Origin of the sequence: Exiguobacterium sp. E4787 (assembly GCF_018618375.1) — a bacterium.
Classification (GTDB): domain Bacteria; phylum Bacillota; class Bacilli; order Exiguobacteriales; family Exiguobacteriaceae; genus Exiguobacterium; species Exiguobacterium chiriqhucha.
Map to the genome: position 1 here is coordinate 70,367 of NZ_JACSLY010000011.1, position 16,929 is coordinate 87,295.

At 43.5% G+C, this 16,929-nt stretch carries 15 protein-coding genes, 1 pseudogene and 1 other annotated feature; of the genes and pseudogenes, 12 read left to right on the forward strand and 4 right to left on the reverse strand.

Annotation, left to right across the window (positions count from 1 at the left end; genetic code table 11):
* Window positions 1-3: 3 nt before the first annotated feature.
* The 4 genes from KNP80_RS12535 to KNP80_RS12550 are packed head-to-tail and all read left to right on the forward strand — an operon-like array spanning window position 4 to window position 3,348.
* Complete coding sequence (locus tag KNP80_RS12535; protein WP_251130258.1) at window positions 4-996, forward strand: ABC transporter permease; 993 nt, start codon at window positions 4-6, stop codon at window positions 994-996.
* Window positions 993-2,069 carry an iron chelate uptake ABC transporter family permease subunit gene (locus tag KNP80_RS12540; RefSeq protein WP_214718138.1) on the forward strand — a complete coding sequence of 359 codons (1,077 nt, stop codon included), beginning with the start codon at window positions 993-995 and terminating at the stop codon, window positions 2,067-2,069. Before KNP80_RS12535 ends, KNP80_RS12540 begins: the two co-directional genes overlap by 4 nt.
* The gene (locus KNP80_RS12545; RefSeq protein WP_214834849.1) at window positions 2,066-2,818 is read left to right on the forward strand and encodes an iron ABC transporter ATP-binding protein; all 753 of its coding nucleotides are present in this window, start codon (window positions 2,066-2,068) and stop codon (window positions 2,816-2,818) included. The genes KNP80_RS12540 and KNP80_RS12545 overlap by 4 nt, the downstream gene beginning before the upstream one ends.
* Window positions 2,819-2,835: 17 nt before the next feature.
* A complete protein-coding gene (locus KNP80_RS12550) occupies window positions 2,836-3,348 on the forward strand; it encodes a dihydropteridine reductase (RefSeq protein ID WP_214834850.1) in 513 nt (170 codons plus the stop codon).
* 3 nt (window positions 3,349-3,351) lie between these two features.
* On the opposite strand, the gene KNP80_RS12555 is transcribed toward KNP80_RS12550, so the two are convergent.
* Together KNP80_RS12555 and trpE are read right to left on the reverse strand one after the other, a co-directional pair.
* Complete coding sequence (locus KNP80_RS12555) at window positions 3,352-3,930, reverse strand: anthranilate synthase component II (protein WP_214718122.1); 579 nt, start codon at window positions 3,928-3,930, stop codon at window positions 3,352-3,354.
* Complete coding sequence (gene trpE / locus KNP80_RS12560; protein WP_214832143.1) at window positions 3,927-5,258, reverse strand: anthranilate synthase component I; 1,332 nt, start codon at window positions 5,256-5,258, stop codon at window positions 3,927-3,929. The genes KNP80_RS12555 and trpE overlap by 4 nt, the downstream gene beginning before the upstream one ends.
* 54 nt (window positions 5,259-5,312) lie before the next feature.
* Window positions 5,313-5,535: a binding site (T-box leader), on the reverse strand.
* A 199-nt stretch (window positions 5,536-5,734) separates the two neighbouring features.
* Here trpE and KNP80_RS12565 point away from each other — a divergent pair.
* Window positions 5,735-6,109, forward strand: a complete 375-nt coding sequence (locus tag KNP80_RS12565; protein WP_214718118.1) for a nuclear transport factor 2 family protein — start codon at window positions 5,735-5,737, stop codon at window positions 6,107-6,109.
* A 44-nt stretch (window positions 6,110-6,153) separates the two neighbouring features.
* Here KNP80_RS12565 and wecB read toward each other — a convergent pair whose 3' ends face one another.
* Together wecB and galU are read right to left on the reverse strand one after the other, a co-directional pair.
* Entirely contained in the window at window positions 6,154-7,263 is a 1,110-nt protein-coding gene (wecB, locus tag KNP80_RS12570; RefSeq protein WP_214832141.1) for a non-hydrolyzing UDP-N-acetylglucosamine 2-epimerase, read from the reverse strand.
* Between the two features lie 4 nt (window positions 7,264-7,267).
* Window positions 7,268-8,200, reverse strand: a complete 933-nt coding sequence (gene galU, locus KNP80_RS12575) for a UTP--glucose-1-phosphate uridylyltransferase GalU (protein ID WP_214718114.1) — start codon at window positions 8,198-8,200, stop codon at window positions 7,268-7,270.
* Window positions 8,201-8,553: 353 nt separating this feature from the next.
* Here galU and KNP80_RS12580 point away from each other — a divergent pair, with 353 nt between their 5' ends.
* The 7 genes and pseudogenes from KNP80_RS12580 to KNP80_RS12610 all read left to right on the forward strand — a co-directional run bounded on the left by KNP80_RS12580 (window position 8,554) and on the right by KNP80_RS12610 (window position 16,820).
* Window positions 8,554-9,843 (forward strand): nucleotide sugar dehydrogenase, encoded by a 1,290-nt coding sequence (locus KNP80_RS12580; RefSeq protein WP_214832140.1) that lies wholly within the window; start codon window positions 8,554-8,556, stop codon window positions 9,841-9,843.
* Between the two features lie 94 nt (window positions 9,844-9,937).
* Window positions 9,938-10,744 carry an ABC transporter permease gene (locus KNP80_RS12585; protein ID WP_214718109.1) on the forward strand — a complete coding sequence of 269 codons (807 nt, stop codon included), beginning with the start codon at window positions 9,938-9,940 and terminating at the stop codon, window positions 10,742-10,744.
* 17 nt (window positions 10,745-10,761) lie between these two features.
* A pseudogene (gene tagH, locus KNP80_RS12590) lies at window positions 10,762-11,547 on the forward strand (teichoic acids export ABC transporter ATP-binding subunit TagH); the annotation flags it as partial.
* A 37-nt stretch (window positions 11,548-11,584) separates the two neighbouring features.
* Window positions 11,585-13,237, forward strand: a complete 1,653-nt coding sequence (locus KNP80_RS12595; protein WP_214718105.1) for a glycosyltransferase family 4 protein — start codon at window positions 11,585-11,587, stop codon at window positions 13,235-13,237.
* A complete protein-coding gene (locus KNP80_RS12600) occupies window positions 13,230-14,846 on the forward strand; it encodes a glycosyltransferase family 4 protein (protein ID WP_214718103.1) in 1,617 nt (538 codons plus the stop codon). Before KNP80_RS12595 ends, KNP80_RS12600 begins: the two co-directional genes overlap by 8 nt.
* 182 nt (window positions 14,847-15,028) lie before the next feature.
* A complete protein-coding gene (locus KNP80_RS12605) occupies window positions 15,029-16,276 on the forward strand; it encodes an alpha/beta hydrolase family protein (RefSeq protein WP_214834851.1) in 1,248 nt (415 codons plus the stop codon).
* Between the two features lie 16 nt (window positions 16,277-16,292).
* Window positions 16,293-16,820 (forward strand): hypothetical protein, encoded by a 528-nt coding sequence (locus KNP80_RS12610; protein ID WP_214834852.1) that lies wholly within the window; start codon window positions 16,293-16,295, stop codon window positions 16,818-16,820.
* The last annotated feature ends 109 nt before the right edge of the window (window positions 16,821-16,929 follow it).

A 16,929-nucleotide genomic window follows, 5' to 3' on the forward strand; every position in this document is an offset into this window, starting at 1 on the left:
CCAATGACAGCAAGGGTTGAGACATTGTCTCAGCCCTCCTTTTCTAACATATGGACGAAGTCCTTTATCGTAGCAATGCTTGTGGTGTTCATATTGGCGGGCCTTTCGCTCGTGACCGGCGTCTATGACATTCGTCAAGAAGGTGGGTCGGACATGTTTTGGATCACCCGCGTCCCGCGTACGATTGCAATCATGTTGACCGGTGCCGCCATGGCGATGTCGGGACTGGTCATGCAACTGATCACGCAAAACCGTCTCGTCGAACCGACGACGACCGGGACACTCGAATGGGCGGGACTCGGCCTGCTCGCTGTGTATCTGCTCGTCCCGGCTCCGACGCTCATGATGCGGATGACGGGGGCAATCGTCTTTTCGTTCATCGGAACGATGGTCTTCTTCTGGTTTCTGCGCTCGGTCAAACTTCGATCGTCGTTGATTGTCCCGATTATCGGACTCATGCTCGGGGCGGTCGTCTCGGCCGTGTCGACGTTTCTCGGTCTATTCTTTCAAGCGAGCCAGACGATCGAAGGTTGGTTCGTCGGGTCGTTCGCATCGGTGCAGGTCGGACGTTATGAATACTTGTGGCTTATCATCCTCGTCACGTTCTTCATCTTCATCCTCGCGAATCGCTTGACGCTCGCTGGACTCGGAGAAGACATCGCGACGAGCCTCGGCGTCAACTACAACCGCCTCATCTTGATTGCGACGGGACTGATTGCACTCACGGTCGGGGTCGTGGCGACGGTCATCGGCAATCTGCCGTTTCTCGGACTGATCGTTCCGAACATCGTCTCGATGTTTCGCGGGGATGACCTGCGCAGCAACTTGCCGTGGGTGTGCGTCATCGGGATGGGAACGGTCCTCGTCAGCGATTTGATTTCGCGGACGATCATCATGCCGTTCGAATTGCCGGTATCACTCATTCTCGGGACGGTCGGATCAATTGTGTTCATCGCGATTCTCATGAGACAACGGAAGACGGGAGGGGTACGATGAGCACACTGATTGAAGAGAAGACAAAACAACGGGAAGCGTATGATGTCGATGGTCGATCCGTGCATACGGAAGAACGGTGTGCGACGGCGTTCCGTTCGAAACGAGAACAGCGCCGTTATTGGCTGTTCTTGACGTTCTTTGTCGTCGGGGGATTGCTCTGTGCGTTCGGGTTGCTCGTCTACAACAATCCGGTCCCGTTCGACTCACCGTCGTTCATCCCGGTCGTCGAGCGTCGGGTCGTCGCCGTCATCACGATGGCGATCGCCGCGCTCTGTCAAAGCATGGCGACGGTCGCGTTCCATTCGGTGACGAACAACCGGATCATCACGCCATCGTTGCTCGGGTTCGACGCGCTCTACTCGACGATTCAGACGAGCATGATCTTCTTCTTTGGTGCAGGGGCGTTAATCGGTTTTTCGGGAACCGGTGCCTTTTTGACCCAGGTTGGACTCATGGTGCTCATGAGTCTGCTCTTGTATGGCTGGCTCTTGTCAGGGAAATATGGCAATCTGCAACTCATGCTTCTCATCGGCATTATCATCGGGACCGGCTTGAACTCAGTGTCCTCGTTCATGCGCCGCATGCTCGCGCCGTCCGAGTTCGACGTCCTGCAGGCCCGTCTGTTCGGGTCGGTGATGCATGCCGATGCCGCCTACTTCCCGATTGTCATCCCAATCGTGATTGTCGTCGGGACGTTGTTGTATAGCTTCTCCAATCGCTTGAACGTCGTCGCACTCGGGAAAGACGTGGCGACATCGTTCGGGGTGAACCATCGCCGTAGCGTCATCTTTACGCTCGTCTTAATCTCGCTCCTCATGTCGGTATCGACGGCGCTGATTGGACCGTTGACGTTCTTCGGATTCTTGGTGGCGACGCTCAGTTATCAAGTGGCAGCGACGTACGATCATAAGTACGTGTTTCCGCTTTCGTTCGCGCTTGGCTTCTTCGTTCTGACGAGCGCGTATTTCTTTATGTATCACATTCTCAATACACCGAGTGTCGTGTCCGTCATCATCGAACTGTTCGGCGGCGTGATTTTCTTAGCGGTGATTTTAAGGAAGAGGTCGCTATGATTCAACTTGAACAAGTACAAAAATCGTATTCGGATGACGTCCAAATCGGACCGATCAATCTCGACATTCCGAAAGCTGGATTCACGTCGTTGATTGGACCGAACGGGGCTGGGAAATCGACGACGCTCATGATGATCGGCCGGTTGCTCGACTTGGATGAAGGTCAAATCCAAGTCGCAGGGATGGACGTGTCGAGCGCGAAATCGAAAGATTTGGCGAAAATCGTCACAATCTTACGACAAGAGAACCATTTCGTGACACGTCTTACCGTTCGTCAGCTCGCAGGCTTCGGACGCTTCCCGTACTCAAAAGGGCGGTTGACGCAAGAGGATGAACGGATTATCTCGAAATATATCGACTTCCTCGACTTGACGTCGCTCGAGCATCGCTATCTCGATGAATTGTCGGGCGGACAGCGCCAACGGGCGTACGTCGCGATGGTGCTCTGTCAGGAGACGGAATATGTTCTCCTCGATGAGCCACTCAACAACCTCGATATCGCTCGATCGGTCCAAATGATGGAGTACTTGCGCCACGTCGCCGACGAGTTCGGACGGACGATCGTCACGGTGCTCCATGACATCAACTTCGCAGCGAAATATTCGGACCGCATCTGTGCGATGAAAGACGGGAACATCGCCGCCTTCGGTACGGTCGAGGAAATCATGGATGCAGACATCCTATCTGAGATTTTCGAGACGAAATTGGAGATTATTCAAGGGCCTTATGGGCCAATCGCAGTCTATTAAAGAAAGGACGGGATTCGATGCAGATTTACTGGACACCGATTCAACAAGTCGTAGAGGAAGCAAAAGACACTTACACGTTCAAGCTTGAGCTACCGGCTGGCTTCACATGGGAAGAAGGGGCGCACACACACTTCGCGCTCGAGGGATTTAACAAGGAAGATCGACCGAACCGGACGTTGATTCGCCATATGTCGATTTCGACGTTCCGCCCGCTCGTGCTCGCGTATTTGGCGAACGGGGAAGGTGTGCCGCACCTCCACTCGTTGAACGTCGACTCGTCGAAAGAATATCTGTTTAACGATGTATTCGCGTCAACAGACGCCTTTACGGCTGAGTTTGTCGACAGTCGTCCAGACTATTACCAGAAGGTCGAGGCACTAGCGGCAGACCGGAATGGGCTGTTTTATGTGGTCGGCAGCGATGATTTCTTGCATGCGACGATTGCCGCGTTGCGTCAAAGCGGTGTCACGCCCGATCAAATCATGCTCGACAAGCATGACTTTCAATTTGAAGATTTCCTGAAAGCCTGACACTCAGACCGAGGATACGTTCCTCGGTCTTTTTGTATGGCAAATCTCAACGAAGCGCTCGAACAGGTCGCGTCCGTCCGGTGTACCAATCGACTCGGGATGGTACTGGACGCCATATGTCGGGTGTTCGGGATGCTCGAGTGCCATGATGACACCGTCCGTCGTGCGAGCGGTCACGATGAGATCCGTCTCCAAGACGACGAGCGAATGATAGCGCATGACCTCGCTCGGATTCCCATCGAACAAGACGCTCGGTATTGTCTCGATCACGGACGTCTTCCCATGCATGACTTGTTCGGCCCGTCCGACTGTCCCCCCGAACGCTTCGGCGATGACTTGATGTCCGAGACAGACACCGAGGATGGGGATGGTGCCAGACAAAGAGCGGACGACGTCGAGCGAGACACCGGCGTCGGCCGGACCACCTGGACCTGGGGAAATAATGATGCCGGCTGGGTTGAGGGCGCGTATCGCCTCGATTGTCAGTTCATCATTGCGGACGACCAAGACGTCGCTGAACCGGGCGACATCTTGATACACGTTGTACGTGAACGAGTCGTAATTATCGATGAGTAGAATCATGCGAACACCTCCAAAAGAGATTTGGCTTTATGCAACGTCTCTTCATATTCTGACACCGGGTCCGAATCGTAGACGATACCGGCGCCCGCTTGGACGTAGGCCGTATCCCCTTGTACGACCATAGTCCGGATAGCGAGAGCGAAATCATAGCCGCCCCGGACGTCGAGATAGCCGACGGCCCCGGCATATACTTCGCGTTTCACCGTCTCCAATTCGTCAATCAGCTGCATCGCCCGAATCTTCGGGGCGCCGGAGACGGTACCGGCCGGGAGACAGGCGCGTAACGCATCAATCGGATTCAAGTCGTCACGGAGCTCGCCTTCGACCTCGGAGACGAGATGCATGACGTTTTTGAAGCGTTCGATTTCCATCTGTTTCGGAATTGTGACCGAGCCGACTTTGGCGACCCGGCCGATGTCGTTGCGGCCGAGATCGAGCAGCATCCGGTGCTCGGCGAGTTCTTTCTCGTCTTGAATGAGATCAGCGGCGTGACTCACGTCTTCTTCGATTGTCTTGCCGCGGGGGCGCGTGCCCGCAATAGGATTCGTCGAGACGCGATTGCCCTCGACGCGAACGAGACTCTCCGGGGACGCCCCGAGGACGATTGCCTCGCCCAGATCGATATAGAACAAGTACGGACTCGGGTTCTGTTTCCGGAGCGTCCGATAGAAGTGGAACGGGTCGCCGGTGAACGTCGCATCGATCCGTTGGGACAAGACGAGCTGGAACACCTCACCGGCGAGGATGGCTTCTTTCGCCTGCAAGACGCGTTCGACGAACTCATCCTTGCCAGTCAATACGCGTTCACTCGTGCGGACGACAGGGGCGAGCTCGTGTGTCTTCGCCGTCTCGAGTGCCAGTTTGACGTGGTGGAGTCGCTTCTCAGCATCATCATCCCCGGTGTCGATCACGATGACCTGCTCCTCGACGTGATCATAGAGAACGACCGTCTCATATCGTTGGAACAAGGCGTCCGGCAAACCGCGAGTCTCGCTAGGTGTGTTCGGGATCGGTTCATAGACGCGTTGCATGTCATAACCGATATAACCGACGGCACCACCGATGAACGGATAGGGGGCATCCGGCGTGTCTCGCGAAACCAGTTCTGATAACAAGGCAAGCGGGTCGTCCGTGTGCATCGTGCCGGATGCGTCGGTCACTTCGTTGCCGTTGGCGCGAATCGTCTCGACCGGACTAGAGGCGATAATCGAGTAACGGCCATGCTTCCCTTCGGCGCGGCTCTCGAGCAGTACTTTCCGTTCGCCCTCTAATCGATGAAAGATGGCCACTGGCGTCAGTTCGTCGCCGTTGATGATAAGTTGTTTCATGTGATCTCCTCCTTGAAATAAAAAAAGTCCCCCGCCCGACATGTCTAAAAAGACATGAAGGACGGGGGACCCGTGGTGCCACCTTCGTTGGGGGAGCTCCCCCCACTCATCGCGAACAATCATTCACTATCCTCGGTAACGGGAGGACCCGTCAGAGCCTACGTATCGGTCTGAACGCTCAAAAGCCCATTCACGTGAGACACGTCACCGGTTCGCATCGACCACCGGCTTTCTGGAGACGAATCTTCACGCTACTCTTCTTTCTCATCGCGAGTTCGTATGAATGTTATCGTTACTTTAACGGGCTGAAGTCAGAATGTCAAGATGCGAACTGTGAATCGGAGTAAAGAGAGAATTAGTTAATAATATGGTTTCATCAAAATGAGGATGGAAACTTATTTCTATTGGATATCGAAGCGGACGACTCTGGCCTATGAGTATGATATGATGGACGCGAAAGGTAGGTACATCAATCAATGGAAACCATCAACTTAAAACAACTTTCTGACGAACGGGCCGCACTTCAAGTCAAGGGAGACCTTGACGCGATGCGCGGCATCATGAATGACGAGTTTCGTTACGTCGACTCGAGCGGACGTCAGTTCGATAAAGAAACATTTTTAGACCAGTTCGTCGACCCAGCGTCGGTCCAGTGGATCGCACAGGATACGGTCACTTTCGACGAGACGGTGGCGGGCGAAATCGCCCTCGTGCAACTGTTGCTTGAAGAGCATTTCATTCTTGGAACGAACGCTTACGAAGGCCGGTTCTGGGTGCTGCATGTCTATGTGAAACAAGAAGATACGTGGCTTTGGCAAGGTGGCCAGGCGACGATGATAAATGAAATATAAAAACTTCCGCCGTTTTTATTGGCGGAAGTTTTTATATTTCACGTTTACTTTGGAAAATAGCGGACGATGTGCTCCGTAATTTGTTTAGAAGCTGTACCATCACCGTATGGATTTGATGCTTTTGCCATAGAATCATAGAAAGTAGTATCCGTTAATAATTGGTGAGAGAGATTGAAAATGTTATTTTCATCTGTTCCAGCGAGTTTCAATGTACCTGCTGCTACCCCTTCTGGTCGTTCGGTTGTATCACGAAGTACTAGAACCGGCACTCCAAGGGAAGGTGCTTCTTCTTGAACACCGCCGGAATCCGTCAAAATAATGTGCGATGAGGCAGCAAAGTTGTGGAAGTCAAACACATCTAATGGTTCAATTAAATGAACGCGATTGACATCATGCAAGATTTCGTTAGCTGCATCACGCACGATAGGATTCATATGAACTGGGTAAACCACTTCAATGTCATCATGACGTTCGATTAGACGCTTAACCGCTCTAAAAATATTCTTCATAGGTTCACCTAAGTTTTCACGACGGTGAGCGGTTAAAAGAACTAGTTTACGTTCAGATTGTTTGATTGCATCTAGTAGAGGATGTGAGTAGTCTTCTGAAACGGTCGTTTGTAATGCATCGATGGCTGTGTTGCCCGTTACGAAAATAACTTCATTTGCTTTCCCTTCTTTTAAAAGGTTGTTTTTTGAATCGTCTGTCGGTGCAAAGTGTAAATCGCTCATTATTCCAGTCGCCTGCCGATTTAGTTCCTCTGGAAATGGAGAATATTTATTATTAGTTCTTAAACCAGCTTCAACATGACCGACAGCCGTCTGATTATAAAAGGCAGCGAGTGAAGAGGCAAATGTTGTGGTCGTATCTCCATGAACAAGAACGATATCTGGTTTCACGTCTGAGATAATTTCTCCCATTCCTTTTAATACTTTTGCAGTGACGTCAAATAAAGTTTGGCCACTCTGCATAATGTTCAAGTCATAGTCAGGCGTAATTTTAAACAGTTTAAGCACTTGATCAAGCATTTGACGATGTTGTGCAGTTACAACCACAATTGGCTCAATCTCAGGGTGTTTCTTTAGTTCAAGCACGAGAGGCGCCATTTTAATGGCTTCTGGTCGCGTACCAAAAACAGTCATTACTTTAATCATGTTCTCATTCTCCCTCTTCGTTCGCTGATAATTCTTTAATAAAATCTGCCAATTGTTCACGTGAAAATTCTTCTTTTAAATACTTTGTAAGGATTGGTGCAAGTTCATCGTGAATAGATTCATCTTGCAAAGCAAATGCGAGTGTTGTTTCGACGTAGCCCAATTTTTCTCCAACGTCAAAGCGCTTCCCTTCAAAGTTATAAGCGAATACGCGTTGAATACCGTTTAAGTAATTGATTGCGTCCGTCAATTGAATTTCACCGCCTGCGCCAACCTCTTGTCTTTCTAAGAATCGGAAAATTTGAGGAGTTAGTACATATCGACCCACAATCGCTAAATTTGATGGTGAAGTTCCTGGAGCTGGTTTCTCAACAAATCCTTTAACATCATAGAGTCTACCATCACTCGTTAGTGGATTAATAACTCCATAACGATGTGTCTGATCATCAGGCACTTCCTGAACACCGATGACAGCAGATTCTGTTTTCTCGTACTGCTCAATCAATTGTTGAAGACCTGGCTTTTCAGATACGATTAAATCGTCACCAAGTAATACTGCAAAGGGTTCGTCCCCGATAAAGTGACGTGCACTCCAAATCGCATGTCCTAAACCTTTTGGTTCTTGTTGGCGAATATAATGAATTTCAGCTAGTTGAGAAGACGCTTGTACTTTTTCAAGTAAATCATACTTTTCTTTTGCGCGAAGTTGACTTTCAAGTTCTGGATTAGAATCGAAGTGATCTTCTATTGCACGTTTATTACGACCGGTGACGATAATGATTTGTTCGATTCCTGAAGCGACTGCTTCTTCGACAATATATTGAATAGTTGGTTTTGTGAGAATTGGAAGCATCTCTTTTGGTGTTGCTTTCGTTGCTGGTAGAAAGCGTGTGCCAAGTCCGGCTGCCGGAATAATAGCTTTTCTAATCTTTTTCATAAAGAATCTCCTTTTAATCAAAGAATTAAATGTTCAACACAAATCATCATAGCATAAACCAATTTTATTATTCATGAAGTTGATAAAAATGTAGTCATTATGTAATTTGACTACATTATAAAAACATATTAGACTTACGTCTGTGCTCGTAAACATCCGGGTGAGTGTCGATCTAGATGGATAAGCTTGAAATTAGTACACAAACAATAGTATAATTCTGCTTGTTTGTCTTTACTAAATCTTTTCAATCTTCCTAACACAGAATGATTAGGGTGCTTTAGTAATGGCTTAGTTTAGTAATAATATATAATCATGAAAAGTAAGTGAGTAAAGTTTAAGGTGGAGGAAAAAACATGAAACTCTGTACAATTGGACTCGGATATATCGGTTTACCGACTTCTGCTGTTTTTGCGAAGTACGGTACAGACGTAGTAGGTATTGATATTCATCAATCAGTTGTAGATAAATTAAACCGCGGGGAAATTCATATTGAAGAACCTGGTTTAGGTGAAGTTGTTAAAGAAGTGGTAGCATCAGGTAAATTCCGCGCCTCGCTCGATGTTGAACCGGCTGATGCTTTTATCATTGCGGTACCTACACCGAATAATGACGACGAAAATAAATCGTGTGACCTGACATACGTATTGGATGCAACACGTCGTGTGCTACCAGTTGTTCAAAAAGGGAACGTCATTATCGTGGAATCTACAATTGCTCCACGAACAATGGATGACTTTGTAAAACCATTAGTAGAAGAAGCCGGTTTCGTTGTAGGGGAAGATGTATATTTGGTACATTGTCCTGAACGCGTACTACCAGGTCAAATTTTGCATGAGCTTGTTCACAATAACCGCATTGTTGGAGGGATTACTTCAACATGTGCAGAAAAAGGCGCTGAAATATATCGTACGTTTGTTGAAGGCGAGATTATTCAAACAGACGCGAAAACTGCAGAAATGTCAAAATTAATGGAAAACACATTTAGAGATGTCAACATTGCTTTAGCTAACGAATTAGCAAAAGTATGCAATGCTCTTGATATTAACGTATTGGATGTTATTGAAATGGCTAACAAACATCCACGTGTAAATCTTCATAGTCCCGGTCCGGGCGTTGGTGGTCATTGTCTAGCTGTTGATCCTTACTTCATCGTTGCTAAGCAACCTGAACTTGCTAAAATCATCAAACTGTCACGTGACACGAACGTTTCAATGCCAGATTATGTAGCAACACACGCTCAAAAATTGGTTGAAGGAATCGAGAATCCTAAAATTGCTGCATTTGGCGTAACATATAAAGGAAACGTCGACGATATGCGTGAAAGTCCAGCGGTCGAAATAATCGACTTGTTGATTGAGCGTGGTGTGAACGTTGAAGTTCACGATCCGCATGTTGAACGCTCAATTTCTGACAAGTTTGACCTTGTGTCTTCGGAACAAGCACTAACGGGAGCGGATTTGGTATTGGTGTTAGTCGATCATAACGAGTTCAAACAACTTAACTTTAATGAATTAACGGCAACTATGAACACACCTCGTATTTTCGATACACGAAACATTGTAAAAGAGGATACAGATAGTAAGGTTGAAGTGGTTAACTACGGCAATCTTTACAAGTACACAAATGTTGCGGAGTTAATCTAATCAATTCAAGACGGTTAGGAGTGCCTCTGTACAATTTTAATTTGTATAGAGGCATTTCTACTTTACTTCGATTATGGAGAGGATTCGTTGAATTATGTTTCAATCATTTAAAAAAGTGTTAAAGGAACACGTTGATAACATATATATGGTAGGTAGACTTGCGCGATATGAAACAAAATCGCAGTACTCAAATCACTACTTAGGAATTGTATGGGAGTTTTTAAATCCATTGTTCCAAATTGCTGTATACTGGTTTGTATTTGGAATTGGGTTACGTTCGGGGAATGACGTGGATGGTGTCCCGTTCTTACCTTGGATGATTGTCGGAATCTCGCTTTGGTTCTTCGTAAGTAAAGCGTTTGTACAAGGGTCTAACTCCATTTATGCAAGATTAAATTTAGTATCAAAGATGAACTTCCCTATGAGTATTATCCCATCTTACGTGATGTTGACGTTCTTTATTGAACACGCATTTATTTTATTGATTATCGCAGTCGTTTTGATTGGTTACGATATTCAATTTTCGATTTATATTTTGCAGTTACCATATTATTTGGTGGCTACCTTCTTATTGAGCTATGCATTTGCACTACTCTTTTCAACATTTTCAACCTTGGCGCGAGATTTTCAAAGTCTTCTGCAGTCGATGGTGAGGATGTTATTTTATGTAACTCCAATTTTATGGCCATTGACGACTATGCCGGAAGTCATCAGACCCATTTTACAGTTGAATCCAATCAACTACGTCATTGAAGGATATAGAAACACGTTCTTTTATCATCATTGGTTCTGGGAACATCCAGGATACATGTTGTATTTTTGGTCATTTGTTGCAATCATTTTATTGATTGCGGCGGCGTTACACGTGAAGTTCCGTGACTCGTTTACAGACTACTTGTAAAGATAAGGTGAATTTAAATGAGCTATGCAATTAAAGTTGAGCATGTTTCAAAGCATTTCAAAATATATAAAAACTCGAAAGATAAATTTTTAGACCTGGTCATTCCAGGAGGGTATGGAGAGCGATTTGTGGCTCTTAATGACATTTCATTTGAACTTCCGAAAGGCGAAGTATTAGGTCTTGTCGGTGTTAACGGTTCTGGGAAATCGACTTTATCGAATCTCATTTCAGGTGTCACACAACCTTCTTATGGAGAAATCAAAACAGATGGAGATGTTTCACTAGTTGCAATCTCATCTGGACTGAATGGGAACTTAAGCGGTAGAGATAACATTGAATTAAAAGGACTGATGTTAGGTCTAACTCCAAAACGAATTAAAGAACTTGAACCTGATATTATCGAATTTGCTGACATTGGTAGATTTATTGATCAACCTGTTAAAAATTATTCGAGCGGTATGAAATCTCGACTCGGCTTTGCGATTTCAGTTCATATCAATCCAAATATTTTGGTAATCGACGAAGCTTTATCCGTAGGGGACCAAACATTTACTGATAAGTGTTTAGATAAAATGAATGAGTTTAAAGAAGAAGGCAAAACAATCGTCTTTGTCAGTCACTCCATTGCACAAGTTCGAAGCTTCTGTACAAAAGTATTGTGGTTAGAATATGGGGTCATCCGTGAATATGGTGATTCGAAAGAAGTGCTAGATAATTACGGGAATTTTTTAACTCGTTATAAGCGATGGACTCCGGAAGAACGGAAAGAGTATCGCGAGAAAATGTTACAAACTCAATATCAAACTGTTAAAAAGTCAAAGGATAAAGGGAGTAGCGTAAATGCTTAAGTTTCCAAGCGATAAGATTAGAAAGACGGCACAGCGTGTTCGCAACAACGCAAAGTTGATTCCAAATATTGATTATAAATCTGTAATGAAATATGCGCTAGAGACTTCGCGATCAGCGCAAATGACAATAGATGCAGGTGAATTGAATCTTACGAATTATCATTCACTTGATACAAAACAGCTAAAAGTTTTAATTTACGGAAACGTCAACTTAAACTTATTAGACGGTTCGGCAGTATGGGCGACGTCTGTCGCACGGATGCTCTCGGTAGGAGAAAATATTCAAACAGATTTACTTTTGAAAACGCACGTTCATAATGATCGTTTACTAAAACCTTTATATGAATTAGATAATGTACAAATTATTGATCCGTTTGCTGAAAAGCATCGTGAGCAGCTAGGTACTGCAAGATGGTATAAGCGTAAGGATATTAGTCCTGGTTACGCACCAACGGTAATTCAACATTGTTTCAATGAAAAAGATTACGATTTCTGTATTGTTCGAGGTTATCCTGTTATTAAAGCGCTCTTGAAACATCCACACTTAATGAAGAAAATGTGGGTATATTTGACTGACTTCCCACATTCAATGGAGGAATTCTCAGTTCAAGAGTTTGAAGATTTACAGTCGGTCTTGTTGCACTGTAATCGATTTTTATGTCAGACAGAAGAGATGAGAGAATTCTTAATTGAATTGTTCCCTTTTGCCAAAGACAAGGTTTATGTGTTGAATCCAATGATTCCAATGAATGAGGAATTGAAGCCTACATTTAAAATTTCAAATCAACCATCTCTTGTTTACGCCGGTAAATTCGCTGATCTATGGATGTCTCAAGAACTGTTGGAATTATTCCCAACTATTCGTCAGCGTCTTCCAAAGATTACATTTAACATTGCGGGTGACAAATTTAATGATTCGAAAGTAAATGAGAACTTTAAAGAAGACGTTACACAATTGCTTGAAATAACACCGGGTGTCAAATGGATTGGTGGCGTTTCACGCGAAGAGTCACAAAAGCTGATTTTAGAATCAGATATTGGAATTAGTTATCGTTCGCATGAGCTTGATGACTCATTAGAATTATCTACAAAAGTGCTAGAGTACGCTATTTTAGGCAAGCCAGTCATCTTTAACAAGTCTGATATGCACACAAGATTATTTGGAGACGACTACCCACTCTATGCGAATTCAGATGAAGAGGTTGTGGCAAACATTTTGCTTGCAGTCGAAAATCCTGAAATTTATGAGATGGCTGCAAAACGAATGTTTGAAGTGGCTAAGCGTTTTACATTCGAATCGATGTATGTTCAATTGAGTGATAAACTTTGGAATGAGAAAAAAATACCATTATTTTATATGACCCCACGTGAAGTTCGAGAGCAAATCCGTTTTTATAAATCAAGATTGGCTGTTTTATCACAGGAATATCTCTTCTTGATTAACCGGTTAGGAAATGATGAATCGAAAATAGAAATGGACGAAGCCATCATGAACGCTGCTCACAAAGTCGATAACTCTGAGTCTTATGAAGATTTAGATATGTATATGAAAGACGTTATTTTCTTGTCAGAGGAAGTCTCGCGACTTACAAAAGCGTTACGAGAGAAACATATGACAGATGGAACGGGTGGATTACATGAATAAATATCAGAACGCATCGAATTGGATTGTCAAAGGAACAGAAGTCGAAATGTACAATTCTAAATCGGATTCTTTGAATGTATATATTAACTGTTCGAATAAAGTACCACATCGCTATCTTCACTTTGAAGCATATGGAGCTTTTAAAGAAGATGAATCTGCGACCATCACACCTCCTGAGAATCAGCGTGAACTTCTAGTTACTTTTACGGGTAGAAAAGAAGGAAATGTTGAAGCGACCATGCAGTACATTTTCTATAACGACGCTGGGGAAAAAAAACATGTGCGCCGTATTAAATTTGGTGAGACTGGTGTTATTCATATTCCTGTTTGGACTAACAAAATCAAGATGGCCTTGCGGGTAAGCGGACAAGGTATGATTTCGATTGAAGATCTTGAATTGCGTTGGATTGCAAACTATAAAGAATATGAACAACTTGTTATTCCAAAACGAATGAACTTGAGTAATACGGAAGAACGTTATCTAGTTTTGACGAACATCTATCCGAATGCAGAAAACCTTTATCGCAATGGCTTCGTACATCGCCGTGTGAAATCATACCAAGAAGATCAACTTCCGGTAGATGTATTTGCCTTCCAAGGGTCGTCTCTCTTGAATGAGTACGAGTTTGATGGAGTGCGCGTATTTGAAGGAAATCAAACAAGCTTAGAGTATTTTTTGAAGCATACAAACTATAAGAAGATTTTGATTCACTTCATTAATCGAAACATGTATGAAGCGATTGAAATTGGAGCACCAAATACCCCGGTTTTAGTTTGGATTCATGCAGTCGAAGCGGAAAGATGGACACGTCGTTTGTTCAACGTAGAAAACAATGGGATGATGGCACGTACACTTCGGACACTGCCGAGTAACAACAACCGTCGAATGAAGTTTATTCATGAACTATTTAGTCGACAGGATGATCGTTACCAGTTCATTTTCATTTCTGAATTCATTGCGAATGTCGCACAAGAAGATGCTGGATTCCAATTAGCGGATGATCGTTATCGAGTGATTCACAATATTACGGATGACTCTGTATTTAAATTTGAAAAGAAGGATCCAGAATTACGTAAAAAGATTTGGACTGTACGTCCTTTCGTTAATAAAAAATATGGGAATGATTTGACGGTGAAGGCGATTCTTGAACTTTCAAAACGTCCTCTTTTTTATGATCTCGATTTTGAGATTTATGGAATGGGACCACAGTTTGATGAATTGCTCGAACCGTTACGTCAATTTAAAAATGTTCATATCCACGAAAGATTCTTATCGCAACCTGAAATTGCTGAAATACATCGTAATAAAGGAATCTTCTTATGCCCGACACGCTGGGATACACAAGGAGTATCGATGTGTGAAGCTATGTCTAGTGGTGTGATTGCAGCTACGAATGCGGTCTCGTGTATTCCGGAGTTTATGAGAGAAGACACAGGAATTCTCGCAGGAGAAGAAGACTATATTGGGATTGCTGATGGCATCGAAGAACTATATAATAACCCAGAGCTTTTCTTAGAAAAGTCAAAAGTGGGTTCAGACTGGATTATTCAAAAAACAGGTAAGAATACAGTGATACCTGAAGAGCTTGAAGAGATTCGAAAAGCATAAAAATCTAAAAGCACTTCCTCAAACGAGGAAGTGTTTTTAACAAAAGGTGAGAATCTATGGGGACAATCATAACGGCATTCAAGACTTTGAATTTTGAATCGACGGAGTATTCGAATCAATGTGTATCGTACCCTCATCCATCACTTGGATTATTTTATAATCAATTTCATTTATTAAATTGTATGTCTGATCAGAAATTGAAATCTCTATTCGATCAAGAGTTAGCAGAAATTCGAGAATGGAAAGCTGATTCCCAGAAGAAAGCTAAATTTACATTGCTCGAATGGGATTCAAGAGGAACATATTATTTGTATGAAATTCAAATTAATGAACAGTTTTCGTTCCAATGGCTAAGTACGATTGAGTTGGATTTAGAACGATATCCAAGCGTAAAATCGTGTAAAAATATAACGTTAAACGGGAAAAGTTTATGGGACGATTTTGTATTTAATCAATTTATTCGACATATGCATGAAGAAAATATGTTGCAACAACTTATCTTTGTATTTCCCACTGAGTTTGAAGATAAGTTGTTCGAATGGAAATATAAATATTATCCTGGTATGAAAACTTTGAGTGGGACTGGTGAAGCAATTCAGTCCTTTTTAAATCAAGAGACCATTTTCTCGTCGTTTCAAGGAGAAAATGTGTATTTTGCAGATCGAGCCATACGTTACGTGTTTCAGCCACATGAGGGAAGCCAACAAATGCTCGTCGTATTCTCTGCCATGTCACCGGACGAGGTAGCACGCTACAATTATTTAAAAGTGCTACAAGATGAGCCGTGCCACCGGTTATTTATACTAGATGATTTTGGACAACGAGGAACCTTCAACATTGGAGTAGATGGGAATCACGAAATTGAAACGTCTGTCGTTTCGCTTTTACATGCTATTTCTCGCGAGAGTGGTGTTGGGTTTGAAAGAATGATTGCGCTAGGTACTTCAAAAGCCGGAGGAATAGCTACATTATTCGCATTAAAATACCATTTTGAAGGTCTGATTGTAGGAGGAAGTGTTTATCAGATTGGTGATTGGATGCTTGAAAATGATGAAGAGCGGAAGCTAATGAGACTTACGATGACTCCTTCAGCATATGAAAAAAATATCGATTTGCAAAGAGCCTATTTAAATCAACTGATTTATCAAATTGATTTTAGAAGTAAGCCTAAAACTAAAATTTTCATTCAAACAATTGAGAATGACCCTTACAGAAAAGGTGTTATTGAACCCTTTTTAGAATATTTAGATTTAAAACAAGTACCATATGAATTTGATATTTATCCAGGCAAACGACATAATCTATTGGGTGAAAGTTATCCAAAGTATCTGCGTCAAGTATTGGCTCTTCATTTTTATAAAAATAAGGCTTCTCAGAAGGATGTTAAAAAGAATTCATTATGGAAGCTAGTCTTAGACTGCTTCAAGTAATGGAAAAGGAGTAAATATGAAAACACAAGCAACAGATCATTCATTTCTTCTAGCTTCTTTACTAAGAGATGAAATAACACCCTACTTCGAAAAGCATAATGTTCAAACTGACATTAAGGAAACCATGTTGATTATAAAAGGAACTTCTATTGGTGAAGTGGGGCCGATATTTCTACCGATTGAATTCTATCGCTACAATATTCGTAACCGTGTTATTGAATTGTTTTCTGCTAAGCGAAAGCAGTTTGAATTTGAAATCCTTGGCTCTTCGAAGAACACAGTAAGAGTAATCGATGGTTATTTAGTATTTAATTTTGAACCTAATCAGAACTTTGAAGTGATTATTCGGACATCACGTTTTTTGACGATGCGACCAGTTTTTCCTCAAACGTTTGAATCAACATTTTCGATGCATGATCAAGTGAAATATAAATTTATTCCTGCAAGGGATGAAGCATTTAGTAAAGACTTGATTGTCGTATTTTCAGCAATGGGAAGACCTCATCAATACAATTTTAATTATATGTGTAATCAACGCTGTTAAAATCCCTTATATCAACGTATTAAAAATCCCTCAAATTAATGGATAATGAGTCTGACAACCTGAAAATGGAGTGTGAGACACATGATCCGAAGTGAGGGATTTTTTATGA

What these genes read in the sequence shown, in the direction of transcription:
- KNP80_RS12535 (WP_251130258.1), top strand. Translation starts at nt 4, where the DNA reads ATGACAGCAAGGGTTGAGACATTGTCTCAGCCCTCCTTTTCTAACATA.
- KNP80_RS12540 (WP_214718138.1), top strand. Translation starts at nt 993, where the DNA reads ATGAGCACACTGATTGAAGAGAAGACAAAACAACGGGAAGCGTATGAT.
- KNP80_RS12545 (WP_214834849.1), top strand. Translation starts at nt 2,066, where the DNA reads ATGATTCAACTTGAACAAGTACAAAAATCGTATTCGGATGACGTCCAA.
- KNP80_RS12550 (WP_214834850.1), top strand. Translation starts at nt 2,836, where the DNA reads ATGCAGATTTACTGGACACCGATTCAACAAGTCGTAGAGGAAGCAAAA.
- KNP80_RS12555 (WP_214718122.1), bottom strand. Translation starts at nt 3,930, where the DNA reads ATGATTCTACTCATCGATAATTACGACTCGTTCACGTACAACGTGTAT.
- trpE (WP_214832143.1), bottom strand. Translation starts at nt 5,258, where the DNA reads ATGAAACAACTTATCATCAACGGCGACGAACTGACGCCAGTGGCCATC.
- KNP80_RS12565 (WP_214718118.1), top strand. Translation starts at nt 5,735, where the DNA reads ATGGAAACCATCAACTTAAAACAACTTTCTGACGAACGGGCCGCACTT.
- wecB (WP_214832141.1), bottom strand. Translation starts at nt 7,263, where the DNA reads ATGATTAAAGTAATGACTGTTTTTGGTACGCGACCAGAAGCCATTAAA.
- galU (WP_214718114.1), bottom strand. Translation starts at nt 8,200, where the DNA reads ATGAAAAAGATTAGAAAAGCTATTATTCCGGCAGCCGGACTTGGCACA.
- KNP80_RS12580 (WP_214832140.1), top strand. Translation starts at nt 8,554, where the DNA reads ATGAAACTCTGTACAATTGGACTCGGATATATCGGTTTACCGACTTCT.
- KNP80_RS12585 (WP_214718109.1), top strand. Translation starts at nt 9,938, where the DNA reads ATGTTTCAATCATTTAAAAAAGTGTTAAAGGAACACGTTGATAACATA.
- KNP80_RS12595 (WP_214718105.1), top strand. Translation starts at nt 11,585, where the DNA reads ATGCTTAAGTTTCCAAGCGATAAGATTAGAAAGACGGCACAGCGTGTT.
- KNP80_RS12600 (WP_214718103.1), top strand. Translation starts at nt 13,230, where the DNA reads ATGAATAAATATCAGAACGCATCGAATTGGATTGTCAAAGGAACAGAA.
- KNP80_RS12605 (WP_214834851.1), top strand. Translation starts at nt 15,029, where the DNA reads ATGTCTGATCAGAAATTGAAATCTCTATTCGATCAAGAGTTAGCAGAA.
- KNP80_RS12610 (WP_214834852.1), top strand. Translation starts at nt 16,293, where the DNA reads ATGAAAACACAAGCAACAGATCATTCATTTCTTCTAGCTTCTTTACTA.